The sequence below is a fragment of the Acinetobacter sp. P1(2023) genome, assembly GCF_028367635.1.
GTDB classification, from domain to species: Bacteria; Pseudomonadota; Gammaproteobacteria; order Pseudomonadales; family Moraxellaceae; genus Acinetobacter; species Acinetobacter pittii_E.
Genome location: NZ_JAQNDD010000001.1, coordinates 398320 through 413549, shown reverse-complemented (window position 1 = coordinate 413549; position 15230 = coordinate 398320). Strand labels below are relative to the sequence as shown.

General features: G+C 38.9%; 12 protein-coding genes. 3 read left to right on the top strand and 9 right to left on the bottom strand.

What is annotated here, in order from left to right:
• Nucleotides 1-218: 218 nt before the first annotated feature.
• The 8 genes from POD11_RS01895 to POD11_RS01860 form a co-directional block, all read right to left on the bottom strand.
• A complete protein-coding gene (locus POD11_RS01895) occupies nucleotides 219-1577 on the bottom strand; it encodes an amino acid permease (protein WP_262456121.1) in 1359 nt (452 codons plus the stop codon).
• Nucleotides 1578-1722: 145 nt separating this feature from the next.
• Nucleotides 1723-3168 (bottom strand): NAD(P)/FAD-dependent oxidoreductase, encoded by a 1446-nt coding sequence (locus POD11_RS01890; protein WP_262456120.1) that lies wholly within the window; start codon nucleotides 3166-3168, stop codon nucleotides 1723-1725.
• Between the two features lie 19 nt (nucleotides 3169-3187).
• A complete protein-coding gene (locus tag POD11_RS01885) occupies nucleotides 3188-4519 on the bottom strand; it encodes an APC family permease (RefSeq protein WP_262456119.1) in 1332 nt (443 codons plus the stop codon).
• Nucleotides 4520-4706: 187 nt separating this feature from the next.
• Nucleotides 4707-5414, bottom strand: a complete 708-nt coding sequence (locus POD11_RS01880) for a cache domain-containing protein (RefSeq protein WP_032054838.1) — start codon at nucleotides 5412-5414, stop codon at nucleotides 4707-4709.
• 65 nt (nucleotides 5415-5479) lie between these two features.
• On the bottom strand, nucleotides 5480-6199 hold the full coding sequence (locus tag POD11_RS01875) for a FadR/GntR family transcriptional regulator (protein ID WP_002120532.1): 720 nt from the start codon (nucleotides 6197-6199) through the stop codon (nucleotides 5480-5482).
• Nucleotides 6200-6254: 55 nt separating this feature from the next.
• Nucleotides 6255-7025 carry a nuclear transport factor 2 family protein gene (locus POD11_RS01870; RefSeq protein ID WP_262456118.1) on the bottom strand — a complete coding sequence of 257 codons (771 nt, stop codon included), beginning with the start codon at nucleotides 7023-7025 and terminating at the stop codon, nucleotides 6255-6257.
• A gap of 28 nt (nucleotides 7026-7053) precedes the next feature.
• Entirely contained in the window at nucleotides 7054-8484 is a 1431-nt protein-coding gene (locus POD11_RS01865; RefSeq protein ID WP_262456117.1) for a gamma-aminobutyraldehyde dehydrogenase, read from the bottom strand.
• Nucleotides 8485-8811: 327 nt separating this feature from the next.
• Nucleotides 8812-9234, bottom strand: coding sequence for an Lrp/AsnC family transcriptional regulator (locus POD11_RS01860; protein ID WP_002120489.1), 423 nt, complete (start codon nucleotides 9232-9234; stop codon nucleotides 8812-8814).
• A 135-nt stretch (nucleotides 9235-9369) separates the two neighbouring features.
• On the opposite strand from POD11_RS01860, the gene POD11_RS01855 reads away from it, so the two are divergent.
• From POD11_RS01855 to POD11_RS01845, 3 genes are all read left to right on the top strand, one after another.
• Entirely contained in the window at nucleotides 9370-10605 is a 1236-nt protein-coding gene (locus POD11_RS01855; RefSeq protein WP_262456116.1) for an aspartate aminotransferase family protein, read from the top strand.
• Nucleotides 10602-11696, top strand: a complete 1095-nt coding sequence (gene astA / locus POD11_RS01850) for an arginine N-succinyltransferase (protein ID WP_224992417.1) — start codon at nucleotides 10602-10604, stop codon at nucleotides 11694-11696. The genes POD11_RS01855 and astA overlap by 4 nt, the downstream gene beginning before the upstream one ends.
• A 400-nt stretch (nucleotides 11697-12096) precedes the next feature.
• Complete coding sequence (locus tag POD11_RS01845) at nucleotides 12097-13560, top strand: amino acid permease (protein ID WP_239968816.1); 1464 nt, start codon at nucleotides 12097-12099, stop codon at nucleotides 13558-13560.
• Nucleotides 13561-13641: 81 nt separating this feature from the next.
• On the opposite strand, the gene POD11_RS01840 is transcribed toward POD11_RS01845, so the two are convergent.
• Nucleotides 13642-15102, bottom strand: coding sequence for a coniferyl aldehyde dehydrogenase (locus tag POD11_RS01840; protein ID WP_262456115.1), 1461 nt, complete (start codon nucleotides 15100-15102; stop codon nucleotides 13642-13644).
• Between the last annotated feature and the right edge of the window lie 128 nt (nucleotides 15103-15230).

Below are 15230 nucleotides of genomic sequence, written 5' to 3'. Positions count from 1 at the left end.
ATAGATCATGTAAACACTTGTACTTTAATAATTATCTCATTAAATACTAATGTTTAGAATGACTAAGGCTGACATATCAGTGTGTCTATCAAAGAACATTTCAATAATGATGAATAGAATGTGAAGGGATTTTTTAGTAAATTTTCTGAAGTTATTTAGGGTAATGAGCTGTAAAATGATAAAAGGCTTATTCAGTTTGAATAAGCCTTCTTTAAAGATTAGATTGATTTTTTCCAACTTAAAAATTTATATAATCCAAACATGAAGGTAATCCAGATTGGAATTAAAATCACCGATTTTTCAAAGCCTTGAGTCCACATGATGTATAAAATCATGCCAATAAAAATCAAAACGATATAGTTACTTAAAGGTGAAAATAGAGCGGGGAATTTGGCAACTTTATTTTCAAGCTTCATGGCGTGTTTAAACTTTAAATGAGTAAAGCTAATAATTGCCCAGTTTAAAACCAGTGCAGCTACAGCCATGTACATGAGATAGCTTAAAGCTTGTTCTGGGATAAAATAGTTCAGTAATACACAACCAAAAATCAGAATAGAAGAAAAGATAACAGCAGGTGTTGGAACCCCTTGTTTGCTGACTTTTGTAAAAATTTTGGATGCGTGACCTTGTACTGCTAGGCCATATAACATACGGCTGTTTGCGTACATACCGCTGTTATACACTGATAGTGCAGCCGTCAAAATAATAAAGTTGAGCAAATGCGCTGCCCAGCCAATACCAAGCTGGCTAAAAATCATCACAAATGGGCTTTTATCTAAACCACCGAGATCAAGCTGATTCCAAGGAATGAGCGACATAATGATGGCAAGCGAAGCCACATAGAAAACTAAGATTCGAAAGATGACTTGATTAATGGCTTGTGGAATGCTTTTTTCAGGATTTTCGGCTTCAGCTGCAGTCATCCCGATCAGTTCAATACCGCCAAAGGCAAACATTAAAAAGGCGAGCATATAAAATAGGCCCGAGAACCCATGCGGGAAAAATCCGCCATGCTGCCATAGGTTTGCAAAGCTAGCGATAGAATCATTACCTGCGGTGAACAATAAATATAAGCCAAACACGATCATGGCAATGACTGCTGCAACTTTAATAATGGCTAACCAAAACTCAGATTCACCATAAAACTTAACATTGCCTAAGTTTAAACACGTGACTAAAACAAAGAAAAATAAGGCTGATATCCAAGCAGGAATGTGGGGCCACCAGTAATGCACATATTTAGCAACGGCTGTCAGCTCGGTCATCGCGACCAAAATATAAACCACCCAATAGTTCCAGCCCGATAAAAAACCAGGGAACTTGCCCCAATATTTTTGTGCAAAGTAACTAAAGGAACCAACCACAGGTTCTTCTACGATCATTTCACCCATTTGGCGCATAATTAGAAATGCGACCAAACCGACAATGGCATAACCTAAAATAATAGAAGGACCAGCAGACTGGATGACTTGTGCAGAGCCTAAAAATAAACCTGTCCCGACAGCACCACCCATGGCAATTAACTGGATATGGCGATTTTTAAGTCCGCGTTTTAATTGGGAAGATGAATTGCTCAAAATATATGCGCTGAATAAAAAAGCTGGCGCTATTGTAATAGATTGGTTAGGGATAACCTAGTTTGAAAAGGATTTTACTCAGCTAAATAAAAGGGATCCGTACAAACTATACGAATCCCTTTTTGAAAATTGGTTATCTTATAAATTAGAAAGATACCATTTTGCCCGGATTAATCATTGCACCGATGCCATACATACTTTTTGCGAGCGGAATAACAACGGGTGCAAGGGTACGACCAAACATAATATTTTGATGATCAATTTTAGATAGCATTTCAAAATCGTTAGATTGCCCAACAAAGTCATTCGCAATGGCTTTACCAATACGTACAGTCTGTGCAACGCCGTGACCACTCCAGCCATGAACAGCATAAATTGGAAATTTATTGCCAAACTTACGACTGTCGACAGCACCATTTACGGTTAAATCGGTTGTGCCACTCCAGACAAAATCCATTTCTAGATTTTTAATTTGCGGGAACACGCTATGAATGCGATGCTCTAGATAATTTAAAGTTTTCTCTGGACCCCAGCATGTTCCTGTGCCTTGGCCTCCAAATAATAAGCGGTTATTAAACACGGGACGGTAGTAATCAATCTGGAACTGGGTGTCGTAAACTGGATGCCCAAATGGCAAAAGCTCTTTTGTATCAAGCTCTAGCGGGGCAGTCGTTGCAACATAAGTATAGAAAGGGATAGTGGTATTGTTTTGCTCTGACAAAAGTTTAAATGAAGCATGATGTACGGCCAAAACCACAGACTTTTTAGCTTTTACAACAGCATTTGCTGTTTGAACATAAATACCATCTGATTTTTCTTCTATTGAAAGGACTTCTGTTTGTTCATAAACAGTACCGCCATTTTTGCAAAAGCCATAAATTAAACCGCGGTTTAAAGCTAAAGGATGGATTTGTCCACCCAACTCATCAATTAAACCACCTGTGTAATAATCAGACTTAAGAAAGTCCATAAGTTCGTGTTTACCCACAATGCGGGTATGGTCTTCACCTAAATATTTTCGTGCATCGGCGCCTTGTGTTAAACCAACCAAATGTCCTTCATGAACAGCAGCAGTAATGTGACCGTATTTACGGTCAAAGTTGAGTTGGTATTTTTCCGAGATGTCATCGATGAGTTGCATGGCTTCCGTAGAGGTAAAATGCCAGAGTTTTTTGGCATCTTCGTAGCTTAAGCGATCGGCCATTTCTTGGGCTTCCCAACGAGCTAAACCAGGGGTGAGTTGTCCACCATTTCGACCAGAAGCTGCGCTACCTACACAGTTTTTTTCTAATAAAACAGTCTCTACACCTTGTTCAGCTAAATGTAAGGCCGTAGATGAACCTAATAAACCACCGCCAATAACCACCACATCGCATTCAATATCAGCTTTTAAACTGTCAAAGGTATGCCAATCAGAAAGTGAGCTTTCATAGTAGTTCGCTGGATTATCTACCGATGTGCCTTCTACAGTGGTTGCGTCAAATTTTGCATGTTTTGGATTTAACCAGCTCCACTCTTTGCCCACTTGTAGAGATTTACTTGGTTTATATTCCACGTCTTTTAAAAGTTGAGGTTTAGAAATAATTTTCATGACAAAAGTTCCTTAAAAATTAATAAGCGTTACTAATAGCAATGCTTTGTTTTTTAATCGTTTTATAGATAAATAGGAGAATACCTAAAGCTAACCAGAAACATCCAAAAATCAGTGAAGATGAGTCAAGATTAAGCCAGAGGCAAATAATGCTGATCACAGAGATAAGCGGTAGAAAGAGGTTTAGAAATTTATTTTTAAACCCTAAGCGCTGTTTATCTTTAATATAAAACTTCATAAAAACTGAGAAATTTACGGCTGTAAAAGCGACTAGCGCACCAAAGCTAATCAGACTGACGACTTGGGCTAAGTCTAGAAAAACCGCGGACATCGAAATAAGACCAACAAATAAAACCGAAAAAAACGGTGTACCTAAGGAGATGTGAATTGTCCCAAAATACTTTTTAGGAAAAATATTATCGGTGCCCATTATATACAGTAAACGTGACGCACTGGCATGAGAAGCGAGACCAGAGGCGACAGTGTTCATAATTTGTCCGCATAAGAATACGGATTGGAAAAAAGCGCCACCGACGTAAAGCACAATTTCAGGCAGCGCTTCTGATGGATGTTGAAAGCGTAGATTATTTGGAAAATAAAGCTGAATAAACCAAGCGGCTGTGAAAAAAATAAGTCCGCCAGCGAGAGTCGTTAACATGACCGCACGGGGGATATTTTTGGTAGGTTGTTTGGTTTCATTTGAAAGCGTAGTAACCGCATCAAAACCTAGAAATGAAAAGCACAAAACTGAGGCACCTGCAACGAGCGGTAGTATAGATTGGTGCTCATGCCAGAGTGGAGCCAAAGTAAGCACATGCTCATAACCTTGAGTAGAGCCAATACCCTTAATCACCAAATAAACAAAAATGACCATGAGGATGATGGGTGCAAATACAAACAATAGACTCAAATTGGCGAGTAACCGAATGCGGAAACAATTCACTAAAGTGACTAGGCCCGCCGATACAAGGACCCAAAACCAGTAAGGCAGACTTGGAATTAGTGCTGTGAGATAAATTGCAGCAAGTAAAACATTAATGAGGGGCAGTAATAAATAGTCGAGTAAGGAACACCAACCCACAAAAAAACCGCTTTTTGGCCCTAAACTTTCAGCTGTATAACTGTATGCCGAGCCTGATTTTTCTGAATTTTTACTGAATCTTGCATAGCTCCAAGCGGTGAGTAGCATGGCACCAAGTGCAAGTAAATAGGCCAGTGGTACGTGTCCATTGGTAATTCCAGAGACAATACCGAAAGTATCGAACACCGTCATAGGAGTCATATAGGCAATACCAATAATGGTGACTTGCCAAAGAGACAGTTTTTTTAAGGAAGACGTTTTATTTTCCATGTCATTTCAACCTCAAATTCGTTGTTTTGCTTTTCATCCGGAAAAGCGATGCTATTTTTGAGCCAAAACTTCCCCTAGACCTGAATAAACACGTCTATTTGAAGAAAGTTTGTACAAAAGTGGGTGGCTGTTTTACCTTGGTAATGCCCTAAAGCAAAGTCAAATATTTATACTTTTTGACTTCACTCTAGATCACGACCAGTTGAAAAGATTGACACGGCCGTGACAAAACCTGCTCAGGGCTTTGGCCTTTAAATAATGTGCCTGTTCTGATTGTGATGTCATTTGAAGTAATCACTCGAGAAGAGTCGTTAATCACAATTGCTTTTTGTTTTATGTTTTTAAGCTTCGGCATAAGAATTTTTTCGAGTGCGGAAACTAAAATATCGGTAGCAATTACGCCGATAAATTGATCACGAATCATGACCGGATGGGCAAGGGTGATGGTGTATGCGCCATTGCAAATGTAGTCAACATAAGGCCCATGAATGCACGGACTCTTATTTTGAGCAGGTTTATGGAACCATTCAAAAGAGCGAAAATCTAAAAAGCGCTGAGCATTCTGATAGTTTTCAAGCTTAGCTTGTTGCAATTGATCTTCTTTTTTATACCACCATTCGAGTGTCCAATAATCTTGTTCTTCTTGCGTTGCAGGGCTATAACTTGCAAAGCCGATACCTTGACTGTAATGGCTTTCCTGTAAGGCTTTTTTAATTTCTTTTTGCAAAGCTGAACGCTCTGAACCTGAAAGCTTAACGTCTTTCGTTTTTTCAGGTTCATGTTTTGAGAGAATTTTACTTGCTTTGGTCGCCAGCTTTTCTGTAATGGCTGTTGTTTCCTCAACCACCGTCTTTAACAAATTTTGAAGCTCTTCTATATCTAAATGTTGGGTCATTCCTATAACTCCTAAAATTCCGTATTTCTCACTTGATACTTTATAAGCGCTCTACTTTATTGTTTTTATTCGATAGATAACTTATATCGAAGCATTTGGTCTGTTAGCATCGAAATAATTTTTCGTGCCTGAATAACAGCATCATCTTCATTGCCTTGAACAAAAGATGATAAAAGTTGGTGGTATTGAGCGACGACCGATTGATGAAACTGATCATCTTGGTAAAGCACAGCAATGAGTGGTGCCCATTCGGCTTGTATGGTTAACTCTTGATTTGCCAGTCGAGCTGATTGAGCAAAAGAGGTGAGTGTTAACAAGCAACGTAAATCAAGTTGGGCACGTGTGTCTGCTTCAACGGCCTGTTCAAATTGATCAATAAGTTCTTTGATTTTGCCTAGTTCATATTCAGTGGTTCTTTGTGCTGCCAAATATGCACCATGGCTTAAAATTGCACTATGAAACTCGCCTAAATCAGCTAGATACTCATTGGACGCTTGGCGAAGAGGGTGTTTGTTTAAGAGTAAATCGGAAGGTAACTCACAAACAAAGCTTCCGCCGTTTCGCCCGCGTCGTGTATCAATCAGACCTTTTACGCGTAAAGTATTTAACGCTTCACGTACTGTAATAGGTGACACTCCCATTAAGCGGGCTAGATCCGCCTCGTTAGGAAGCTGTTCATTGCTTTTGAGCAATCCAGAGATAATTGCATTTTCCAAGCGTTCTACAACTTGTTCCGATCGAGTTGCCTGAGCGATAGGTGCAAAAATTATCGTATATGCTGACATGGCGAATTCTCTAAAAGCTAAGTCAGAGACTTAGCTTAATGAAACGGATAAATGATTAAAACACGCCATATTGATGGACTGCCTGTTCATCTTCAGGCACAGCTGGTATTGCATCCCAAAGTTCAACAATTTTGCCATTATCTACACGCCATAATTCAAAATAGGCATGTCGATTTCCGGCAATACTTCCTTCAGAATGTGTCAAGACAAATTGACCATCAGCAATGGAGCGATGCGTTTTGGAGTATACCAAACCTTGTCCTTCATTACGGATATTGTTCAAAAAATCAATTACTGCTTTAACACCATCGCCAATATCTGGGCTGTGTTGAATGAACTGATCGTCGTGGGTGTATTCTTTAAAAGCTTCATAATTGCCATCAATTAATGACTTTTTAAAGAAAGAGGTCACAATCTCACGATTTTTCTCTGCATCATGATGAGTGACGATTTCAGTTGGTCCATCTAACTGCGTTCTACCACTTACATTCGGTGCAGCTTCTGCCACAAGTCCATCCCAGTGTTCAACAATTTTGCCGTTTTTCACTCGATAAATATCAAAACCGACTAAAGGGTTTTCATCTAGACCTTGAAAGCGGCCATGAATTGCGACCAAGTCACCGTCTGCCAATACACGTACAGCTTCATGTTGCATGTCGGGGCAGTCTTCTACCAGTTGGCGAAGGCCTGAAAGACCATTTGCAACCAGTGGTGAGTGCTCTATAAAGTCTTCAGAAAAATAACGGTCCAGAGCAGTGGTGTCGTGCAAATTAAATAGCTCGTGATGGGCTTTAGTCACCAAGTCTTTCATTTCTTGTTTATTCATTTTGATCTCCTTTCAAAGTTCATTGTTATTATTCGTTTGAACTCATCACATGTTTAATACGGGTATATTCTTCAAAACCGTAGCCAGATAAATCTTTACCATAACCTGATTTTTTGAAACCACCGTGTGGCATTTCTGCGGTTAAAGGAATATGAGTGTTAATCCAAACTGTACCGAAATCGAGTTCACGAGACAGACGAGTTGCACGGGCATGATCTGTGGTCCAAACACTTGAAGCTAGGCCATATTCAACGTCGTTGGCTTTTTCAATCGCATCATTTTCATCTGTAAATTTCTGAACAGTAATGACTGGTCCGAAAATTTCATTTTGAATGGCTTCATCGTGTTGTTTTAAGCCACTAATAACAGTGGGTTCAAAATAAAAGCCTGGACGGTCTGCTTGTTTACCGCCTGTTTCAACTTTGGCGTGAGCAGGTAAGTTGTCAATGAAGGCTTTAACATTTTTTAATTGATTGGCATTGTTAAGCGGACCATAAAGTGCATCTTGATCATCAGGTTCACCGAAACGGGTATTTTTTGCAGCTTCAACGAGCTTAGCTAAAAATTCATCATGAACAGATTCAGCCACAATCACACGTGTTGCTGCAGTACAGTCTTGCCCTGCGTTGAAATAGCCCGTTAAAGCAATCATTTCAACTGCTTTATCAAGATCAGCATCTTCAAAAACGACCACAGGCGCTTTACCACCAAGCTCAAGATGAGCTTTCGCTAAATTTGCTGCGGCAGAAGCTGCAACTTGTAATCCAGCACGAACCGAACCTGTAATAGAAACAAGAGCAGGGGTTTTATGTGATACAACTTTTGAACCCACTTGAGCCTGACCTAATACTACGTTAAATGCGCCTTTAGGGAAAAATGGCGCAGCAATTTCTGCAAGTAAAAGTGTACTTTCAGGCGTCGTATCGCTTGGCTTAAGTACCACTGTGTTACCTGCAGCCAAAGCTGGTGCAATTTTCCAAACAGCCATCATGAGTGGATAGTTCCAAGGCGTAACTTGGCCCACCACTCCAACAGGTTCACGGCGAATAGAAGAGGTTAAACCTTCTAAATATTCACCTGAAGCTGTGCCATTGAGTAAGCGGGCAGCGCCTGCAAAGAAACGAACCTGATCTGCTGAGGCACCCACTTCTTCAGATGCAATTAAGTGTTTTAACTGACCTGTATTACGACTTTGCGCCTCAATTAAACGTTCTGCATTTGCTTCAATAGCATCTGCCAAATTTAATAATGCTTTTTGACGAGTCGAAGGTGTAGTGCGTCCCCAAATTTTAAATGCTTCTTTTGCAGCAGCATAAGCTGCATCAACTTCTGCCTCAGTTGCATTCGGTGATTGTGCATAAACTTCACCAGTCACGGGACTTACCAAATCGAAGTAATCAGATCCTTTGCTAGCAACATATTCGCCGTTAATAAAGTGTTGTAGTTGAGTTTTAGCCATTTTTTATACCTTGTCCTTAGGTTTTAACATATAACATATAATACTATATGTATTATGTTTTAAATTTTCTGTCAAATGCTTTGATAAGGGGAGTGGATGAAAAAAGTTGGAATTTAAATCAGATTAGATTTTAAGTTTTTGATTTGATTATTTAAAAAAAATTAAAAATTTATTGAGAATTTTTAGGAGATGTTGATTGTCATCATAGTTCAATAGTTTTGAGAAAAGGCAAGAGCAGAATTTTTCTAATCAAAAGCCACTTGATGAACTAAACCATATGCTTAGCTCATCAATTTCGTTTTTATGATTTGAAATTAAAGTAAATGATTAGGTCTTATGACTCGCAAGCAGAATACTGGTTTCACTGTTATAAATACCTGAAATATTTCTAATTCTTTCTAGAACTTTGTCGAAGTTTTCTAAGGTGTCAGAACGTAGCTCGACCAGAATGTCCCATTTGCCATTGGTTTTATGCAGACATTCCACCGCACTTTCGAGGCGTAATTCTTTAATCACAGACTGTGCTTTAGTACCTTCAACCATAATACTCATCCATGCACGGATAACGTTGCGTTCTGCATTGGGTTTAAACCGTACCGTATATCCGGTAATGATGCCCGAGGACTCTAAATATTCGATTCTCTTCTTAACCGTTGCGCGTGAAACGTGAACTTTTTCGGCTAACTCGGTAACGGACATCCGTGCGTTATCTTTAAGTAAACCTAAAATAATTTGATCAATGTTATCCATATTGTAATTGTCAATTATCAAATTGGTAAAAAATAATTCATTATTTACTAAAATACAAATTTTTTGAATCAATTTGATTTTGAATAATAGGGACATCAGTTAAGCCCAATAATTCAATTTAATGGATTAGATAAGATGAATAATTTTACAGTTTCTAGAAATAATTTTAATGAGTGGATGGTTCCAGTTTTTGCACCGGCAAATTTCATTCCGGTACGTGGTGAGGGTTCACGTATTTGGGATCAAGAAAATAAAGAATATATCGATTTTGCAGGCGGGATTGCAGTAAACGCATTAGGTCATGCGCATCCAGTGGCAGTAAATGCTTTAACAGAACAAGCAACAAAACTTTGGCACGTTGGTAACGGTTATACCAATGAACCTGTTCTACGTCTTGCAAAACAACTCACCGAAAATACATTTGCAGATAAAGTATTCTTCTGTAACTCAGGTGCAGAAGCCAATGAAGCAGCACTAAAACTAGCTCGTAAAGTTGGTTTAGACAGTGGTGTTGAGGGTAAAAGCGGCATCGTTGCATTTAATAATGCGTTCCACGGTCGTACCTTATTTACCGTTTCAGCGGGTGGTCAACCTAAATATTCACAAGACTTTGCACCACTTCCAAATGGTATCAACCATGTTGCCTTTAATGATTTAGAAGCTGCAAAAGCAGTGATCAATGAGCAAACATGTGCTGTTATTGTTGAGCCAATCCAAGGTGAAGGCGGCGTTATTCCTGCTGACATTGAATTTTTAAAAGGTTTACGCGCGCTGTGTGATGAGTTCGGTGCTTTACTGATTTTTGATGAAGTACAAACAGGTGTTGGCCGTACCGGTGCACTTTATGCCTACATGAACTCTGGTGTTATTCCAGATGTGTTAACCACTGCAAAAGCATTGGGCGGCGGTTTTCCAGTCGGTGCAATGTTAACAACCGATAAGTTTGCCCCACATTTTTCAGTAGGTACACATGGCACGACTTATGGTGGTAACCCGTTGGCAAGTGCGGTCGCGGGTGCAGTATTTGAATTTATTAATACGCCTGAAGTACTTGAGGGTGTTAAAGAGCGTCATGACTACTATAAAAACGCTTTAAATAAATTAAATGAAAAATATGAAATTTTTGAAATGATTCGTGGTGAAGGCTTGCTGATTGGCTGTGCTTTAAAAGCCGAATTTGCTGGTAAAGCAAAAGATATTAATAATCTTGCGGGCGAAGAAGGTTTATTGAGTTTGATTGCTGGCCCAAATGTTATCCGTTTTACGCCATCTTTAATTATTCCATTTGCTGATATTGATGAAGGTCTAAAACGCTTTGAACGTGCGCTTGCTCGCTTTGTAGAAATTCAAAAGGATGAACAAGCAGCATGATGATTATTCGCTATATTGAACCTAAAGATGTTAATGACCTTTACCTGTTGGCGCAAAAAGCAGGTTTTGGTTTGACCTCTTTGCAGCCAAATATGGAAAAGCTTGCTGCTCGGATTGAACGGGCATGTAAAACAGTCGCAGGCGAACTCCCAAAGGCAGATCAGGTTTACTTATTTGTTTTAGAAGATACTGAACTCAACAAAGTTGTCGGCGTTTGCGGTATTGAAGTGGCACTTGGGTTAAGAGAGCCTTGGTATAACTTCCATGTTGGGACACAAGTGCATGCGTCAGAACCGTTAAGTGTTTATAACGCTTTACCGACTTTATATTTGAGTAATGACCATACCAACTGTAGTGAGCTTTGTACTTTATTTTTAGATCCTGACTATCGCTTAAATAAAAATGGCAAATTTTTATCTAAAGTCCGTTTCTTATTTCTCTCAGCATTCCGTCAATATTTTGAAGAAACGATTGTTGCCGAAATGCGCGGATATTCTGACGCCAATGGGCAGTCACCATTTTGGAATGCGGTAGGTCATAAGTTTTTTAATATCGAATTTACCAAGGCCGATTATTTAAGTGGTGTAGGGCAGAAGGCTTTTATTGCTGAGCTGATGCCAAGACATCCACTCTATGTCGATATGTTACCTGACGATGCTAAAGCCGCAATTGGCATTGTGCATCCGAATACTCGTCCGGCCTACAACCTGCTGCTTGAAGAGGGACTACGCTATAAAGGCTATGTCGATATTTTTGATGGGGGCGCAACGCTACAAGCGGATATTGAAAATTTACGGGCAATTAAAGAAAGTCAGTCTGTAACGGTTCAAATTGAACAGCCTCAAAATATCGCTGTAGGGGATGAGTCTTACATTGTGGCTAATGATGATTATGAAAATTATCGGGCTATTCTTGTGTATAGCCAGCCTCATCAGAACATATTGCAGTTAACAAAAGAACAGGCAAAACAATTGAATGTCGAAAATGGCTCTTTGGTTCGTGTGCTAAGTGTTCAAGTTAAACAGGTTGCGAGTCCAGAAGTGGTAAAGAAGCTCAAAGAGACTAATCATTTTCGAATGGCTGTTAATTAATCAGTAATACTACACATTTCACCAAATTTAAGAAGGAATAATATATTATCGCTAGCGCAAGATGAGTATATGGATAAATACAATCTTGCTCGCTGAGCTGAGATTAATTAGCCTGTTTTTCTATATATAAAGGGTAAGTAAGTAAAATATTTAATTAATTTATATATTTTAGGTATTTATTGAAAATATATTGAGAAGAGCGGGCTAATATAATAATGAAGGAAAGGAATGATGAATAATTTTTATTGTTATAGGTGATAGCTTTTAAAAAGGAATTTATAAGGTCTTAAGTGATTTAATAATATTTTTAGAATGGTTTAATGGATTAAATTAATAATCATATAATTTATTTATTATTAAAGCATTTACGACGGTTGCTATAAATTGGAGTAAATATTACATGAGTAAGAATAAAGGAAAGCAGTTCCTGGAAGGAGATCTTCTTGGTAGTCAACATATGACTGATCAAGAAGAAGAGAAATTGCAGCGCTCATTGACAAATCGTCATATTCAGATGATCGCAATCGGTGGTGCAATTGGTACTGGATTATTTATGGGTTCCGGGAAAACATTAAGTGTTTCGGGTACTTCAATTGTTTTAACCTATTTAATTATTGGTTTCTTCTTTTTCTTCGTGATGCGGGCAATGGGTGAATTGTTGCTTGCGAACACTAATTTTAAAACCTTCGCCGATTTTGCAACAGCTTATCTCGGTCCATGGGCGGGGTTTTTCCTTGGTTGGTCCTACTGGTGTAACTGGATTATTACTGCGATTGCCGATGTAATTGTAATCGGAGGGTACATGCAGTTTTGGTATCCCGATTTACCCGTCTGGATTCCGGCATTTACATCATTGGCCATCTTAACCATACTTAACTTTGTGGCCGTTCGATTGTTCGGTGAACTTGAGTTTTGGTTCTCACTCATCAAGATTACTGCAATTATTCTATTTATTCTGGCTGGTATTTATTTAATTGGTACTGGGTTTACTTCACCAAATGGTGTTAAGGCTTCAATGAGCCATTTGTTTGAAACACAATCGATGTTTCCTTATGGCGTTACAGGTTTCTTGGCAGGCTTCCAAATTGCCATATTTGCGTTTGTGGGTATTGAGCTTGTTGGTACAACTGCTGCTGAAACCAAAGACCCGCATAAATCACTTCCAAAAGCGATTAACTCTATTCCTTTACGCATTTTGTTATTCTACGTAGGCGCATTGGTTTGTATTATTGCGGTCACATCTTGGGCTAAGGTTTCACCAGAAAAAAGTCCGTTTGTAGAAATGTTTACTTTAGTTGGATTACCAATTGCAGCAGGTTTAATCAATTTTGTTGTTGCGACTTCGGCTTTATCTTCTGCAAACAGTGGAATCTTTGCGACTAGCCGGATGTTATACGGTCTAGCGTTAGACAACGATGCACCTAAAAGCTTTAGTAAACTGTCAAAAAGAAAAGTTCCTATTAGAGGCTTAGTATTTTCAATGGCATGCGTGACAGCGGGAACATCTATTTTATTTATTGTGCCTAATGTAATGACCGCATTTACGATTATTTCAGCACTGACTTCAATTTTATGTATTTTTACATTTATGTTGATTGTGCTTTCTTATATTTCTTATCGTAAAAAATTTCCTGAGTTACATATTCAATCTCAATATAAAATGCCAGGTGGTTTATTTATGGCATGGCTGACCATGTTATTTTTAGTTTTTACTATTGTAATTTTGGCTTTGGATCATGACACTTTAATTGCGCTTGAATGCTCACCGATCTGGTTTATTGGTTTATTTATTGCCTATAAATATAAAAAGAAAAAGATGTTGCAACTTGATATTTTGAAAGCACAAAAAGCTGATTATATTTAAATAAATTACAGTAACTTTATAAGAAAATTTATTAATTTAGAATATAAAAAAAGCCTCATTATGAGGCTTTTTTTATATTCTTTATTTAATATTCGGATCGCCTTTTTTCAAGAAAAAGCGTATTGCTAATTTTTGAAGAAACGTTCCATAAGGAGGGTGGAAAAGCTGAGTTGGGAAGAACCTATGGCGAATAAATACAGTTTTTGCATGAGAAAGTTCACGGAAACCTTCTTCACCATGATATGACCCCATGCCTGAGTTGCCGATACCACCAAAAGGAGCATCATGGTTAACTACATGCCAGCCCCAGTCATTAATGGTCACACCACCCGAATGAGTTTCACGTAAAATCCGGTCGCGTTCTACTGAGCTATGCGTAAAGCAATAAAGCGCTAAAGGTCGTTCATCCGATTTCACATAGGTAATCGCATCATCTAAAGAGTCATAAGCTACCACTGGTAAAATAGGGCCAAAGAGTTCTTCTTTCATAATGCGCATATCTGGCGTGCAATTCAGTACAATCTGTACAGGCATTCTGCGACCTTGTTGGTCAAAGCTATAAGTGTCGCAAGGAATAATACGGGCACCTTTTTCTTGCGCATCGGTCAAAATATCTTGAATACGTTTTAAATGGCGGTCATTTACAATCGAGGTGTAATTCTCATTATTTTCAATGTTTTGACCAAACATTTTTATAAAACTTGATTTTGCAGCATCCACGAACTCATCAATACTTTCTTTGGGAACCAACGCATAGTCAGGCGCTACACAGATTTGACCACTGTTTGTCGCTTTACCATGCGTAATACGTTTTGCTGCATCGGCAAGTGGGTAATTGCGGCTGACAATTGCAGGTGATTTACCACCTAACTCAAGTGTAACAGGTGTTAAGTTTTCAGCAGCAGCTCGCATGACGACTTTGCCAATGGCAGGAGAACCTGTAAATACAATATGGTTAAACGGTAAAGAGGTAAATTTTGCTGGGTCTGTAATTTCTTCACCAAACACGGCTACTTCATCTTCATTAAAGACTTCAGCAAGCATGCGTCGAAGCATTGCATTGGTATTTGGGGTAATTTCAGGTAGCTTAATCATAACTCGGTTGCCTGCAGCTAATGCGGCAATGAGCGGACCAAGTGCTAAATAAACGGGGAAGTTCCAAGGAACAATGACACCAACCACGCCTTTAGGTTGGTATTGCACACTTAAACGGTTCGATAAAAATAAAAGCTCGGTACGGCGTTTACTTGGGCGCATCCAGCGGCGTAAATGATGAATTGCATGATCAGCCTCTAACACTGAGCCAAGCAAATCTAATAGTTTAGATTCATCAAGTGATCTTGAACTAAAATCGGAATTAATCGCGGCAGCCAAAGCATCTTGATAACGAATAATTTGTTTTTTGAGTTGATGCAGTTTTGTGCGGCGTGCTTCAAGAGTTGGGTATGGATCTGCCTCAAAATTGGCACGTTGTTTGGAAAAAATAAGTTCCATATGTTCAGTGGCAGAGCCGCTATATTCTTTTAAAGTGGAGTGTTCCATTATTGTTCCTTCCATACTTTTGCTTATCATACTTTATGCTTGAAGCGTCGTATGGTCGATGTTAAATTGAGACAACAAGAGGTAGTTTAGTGCCATTATGCACGTCACTCTAGGGATGGTGTGAATTA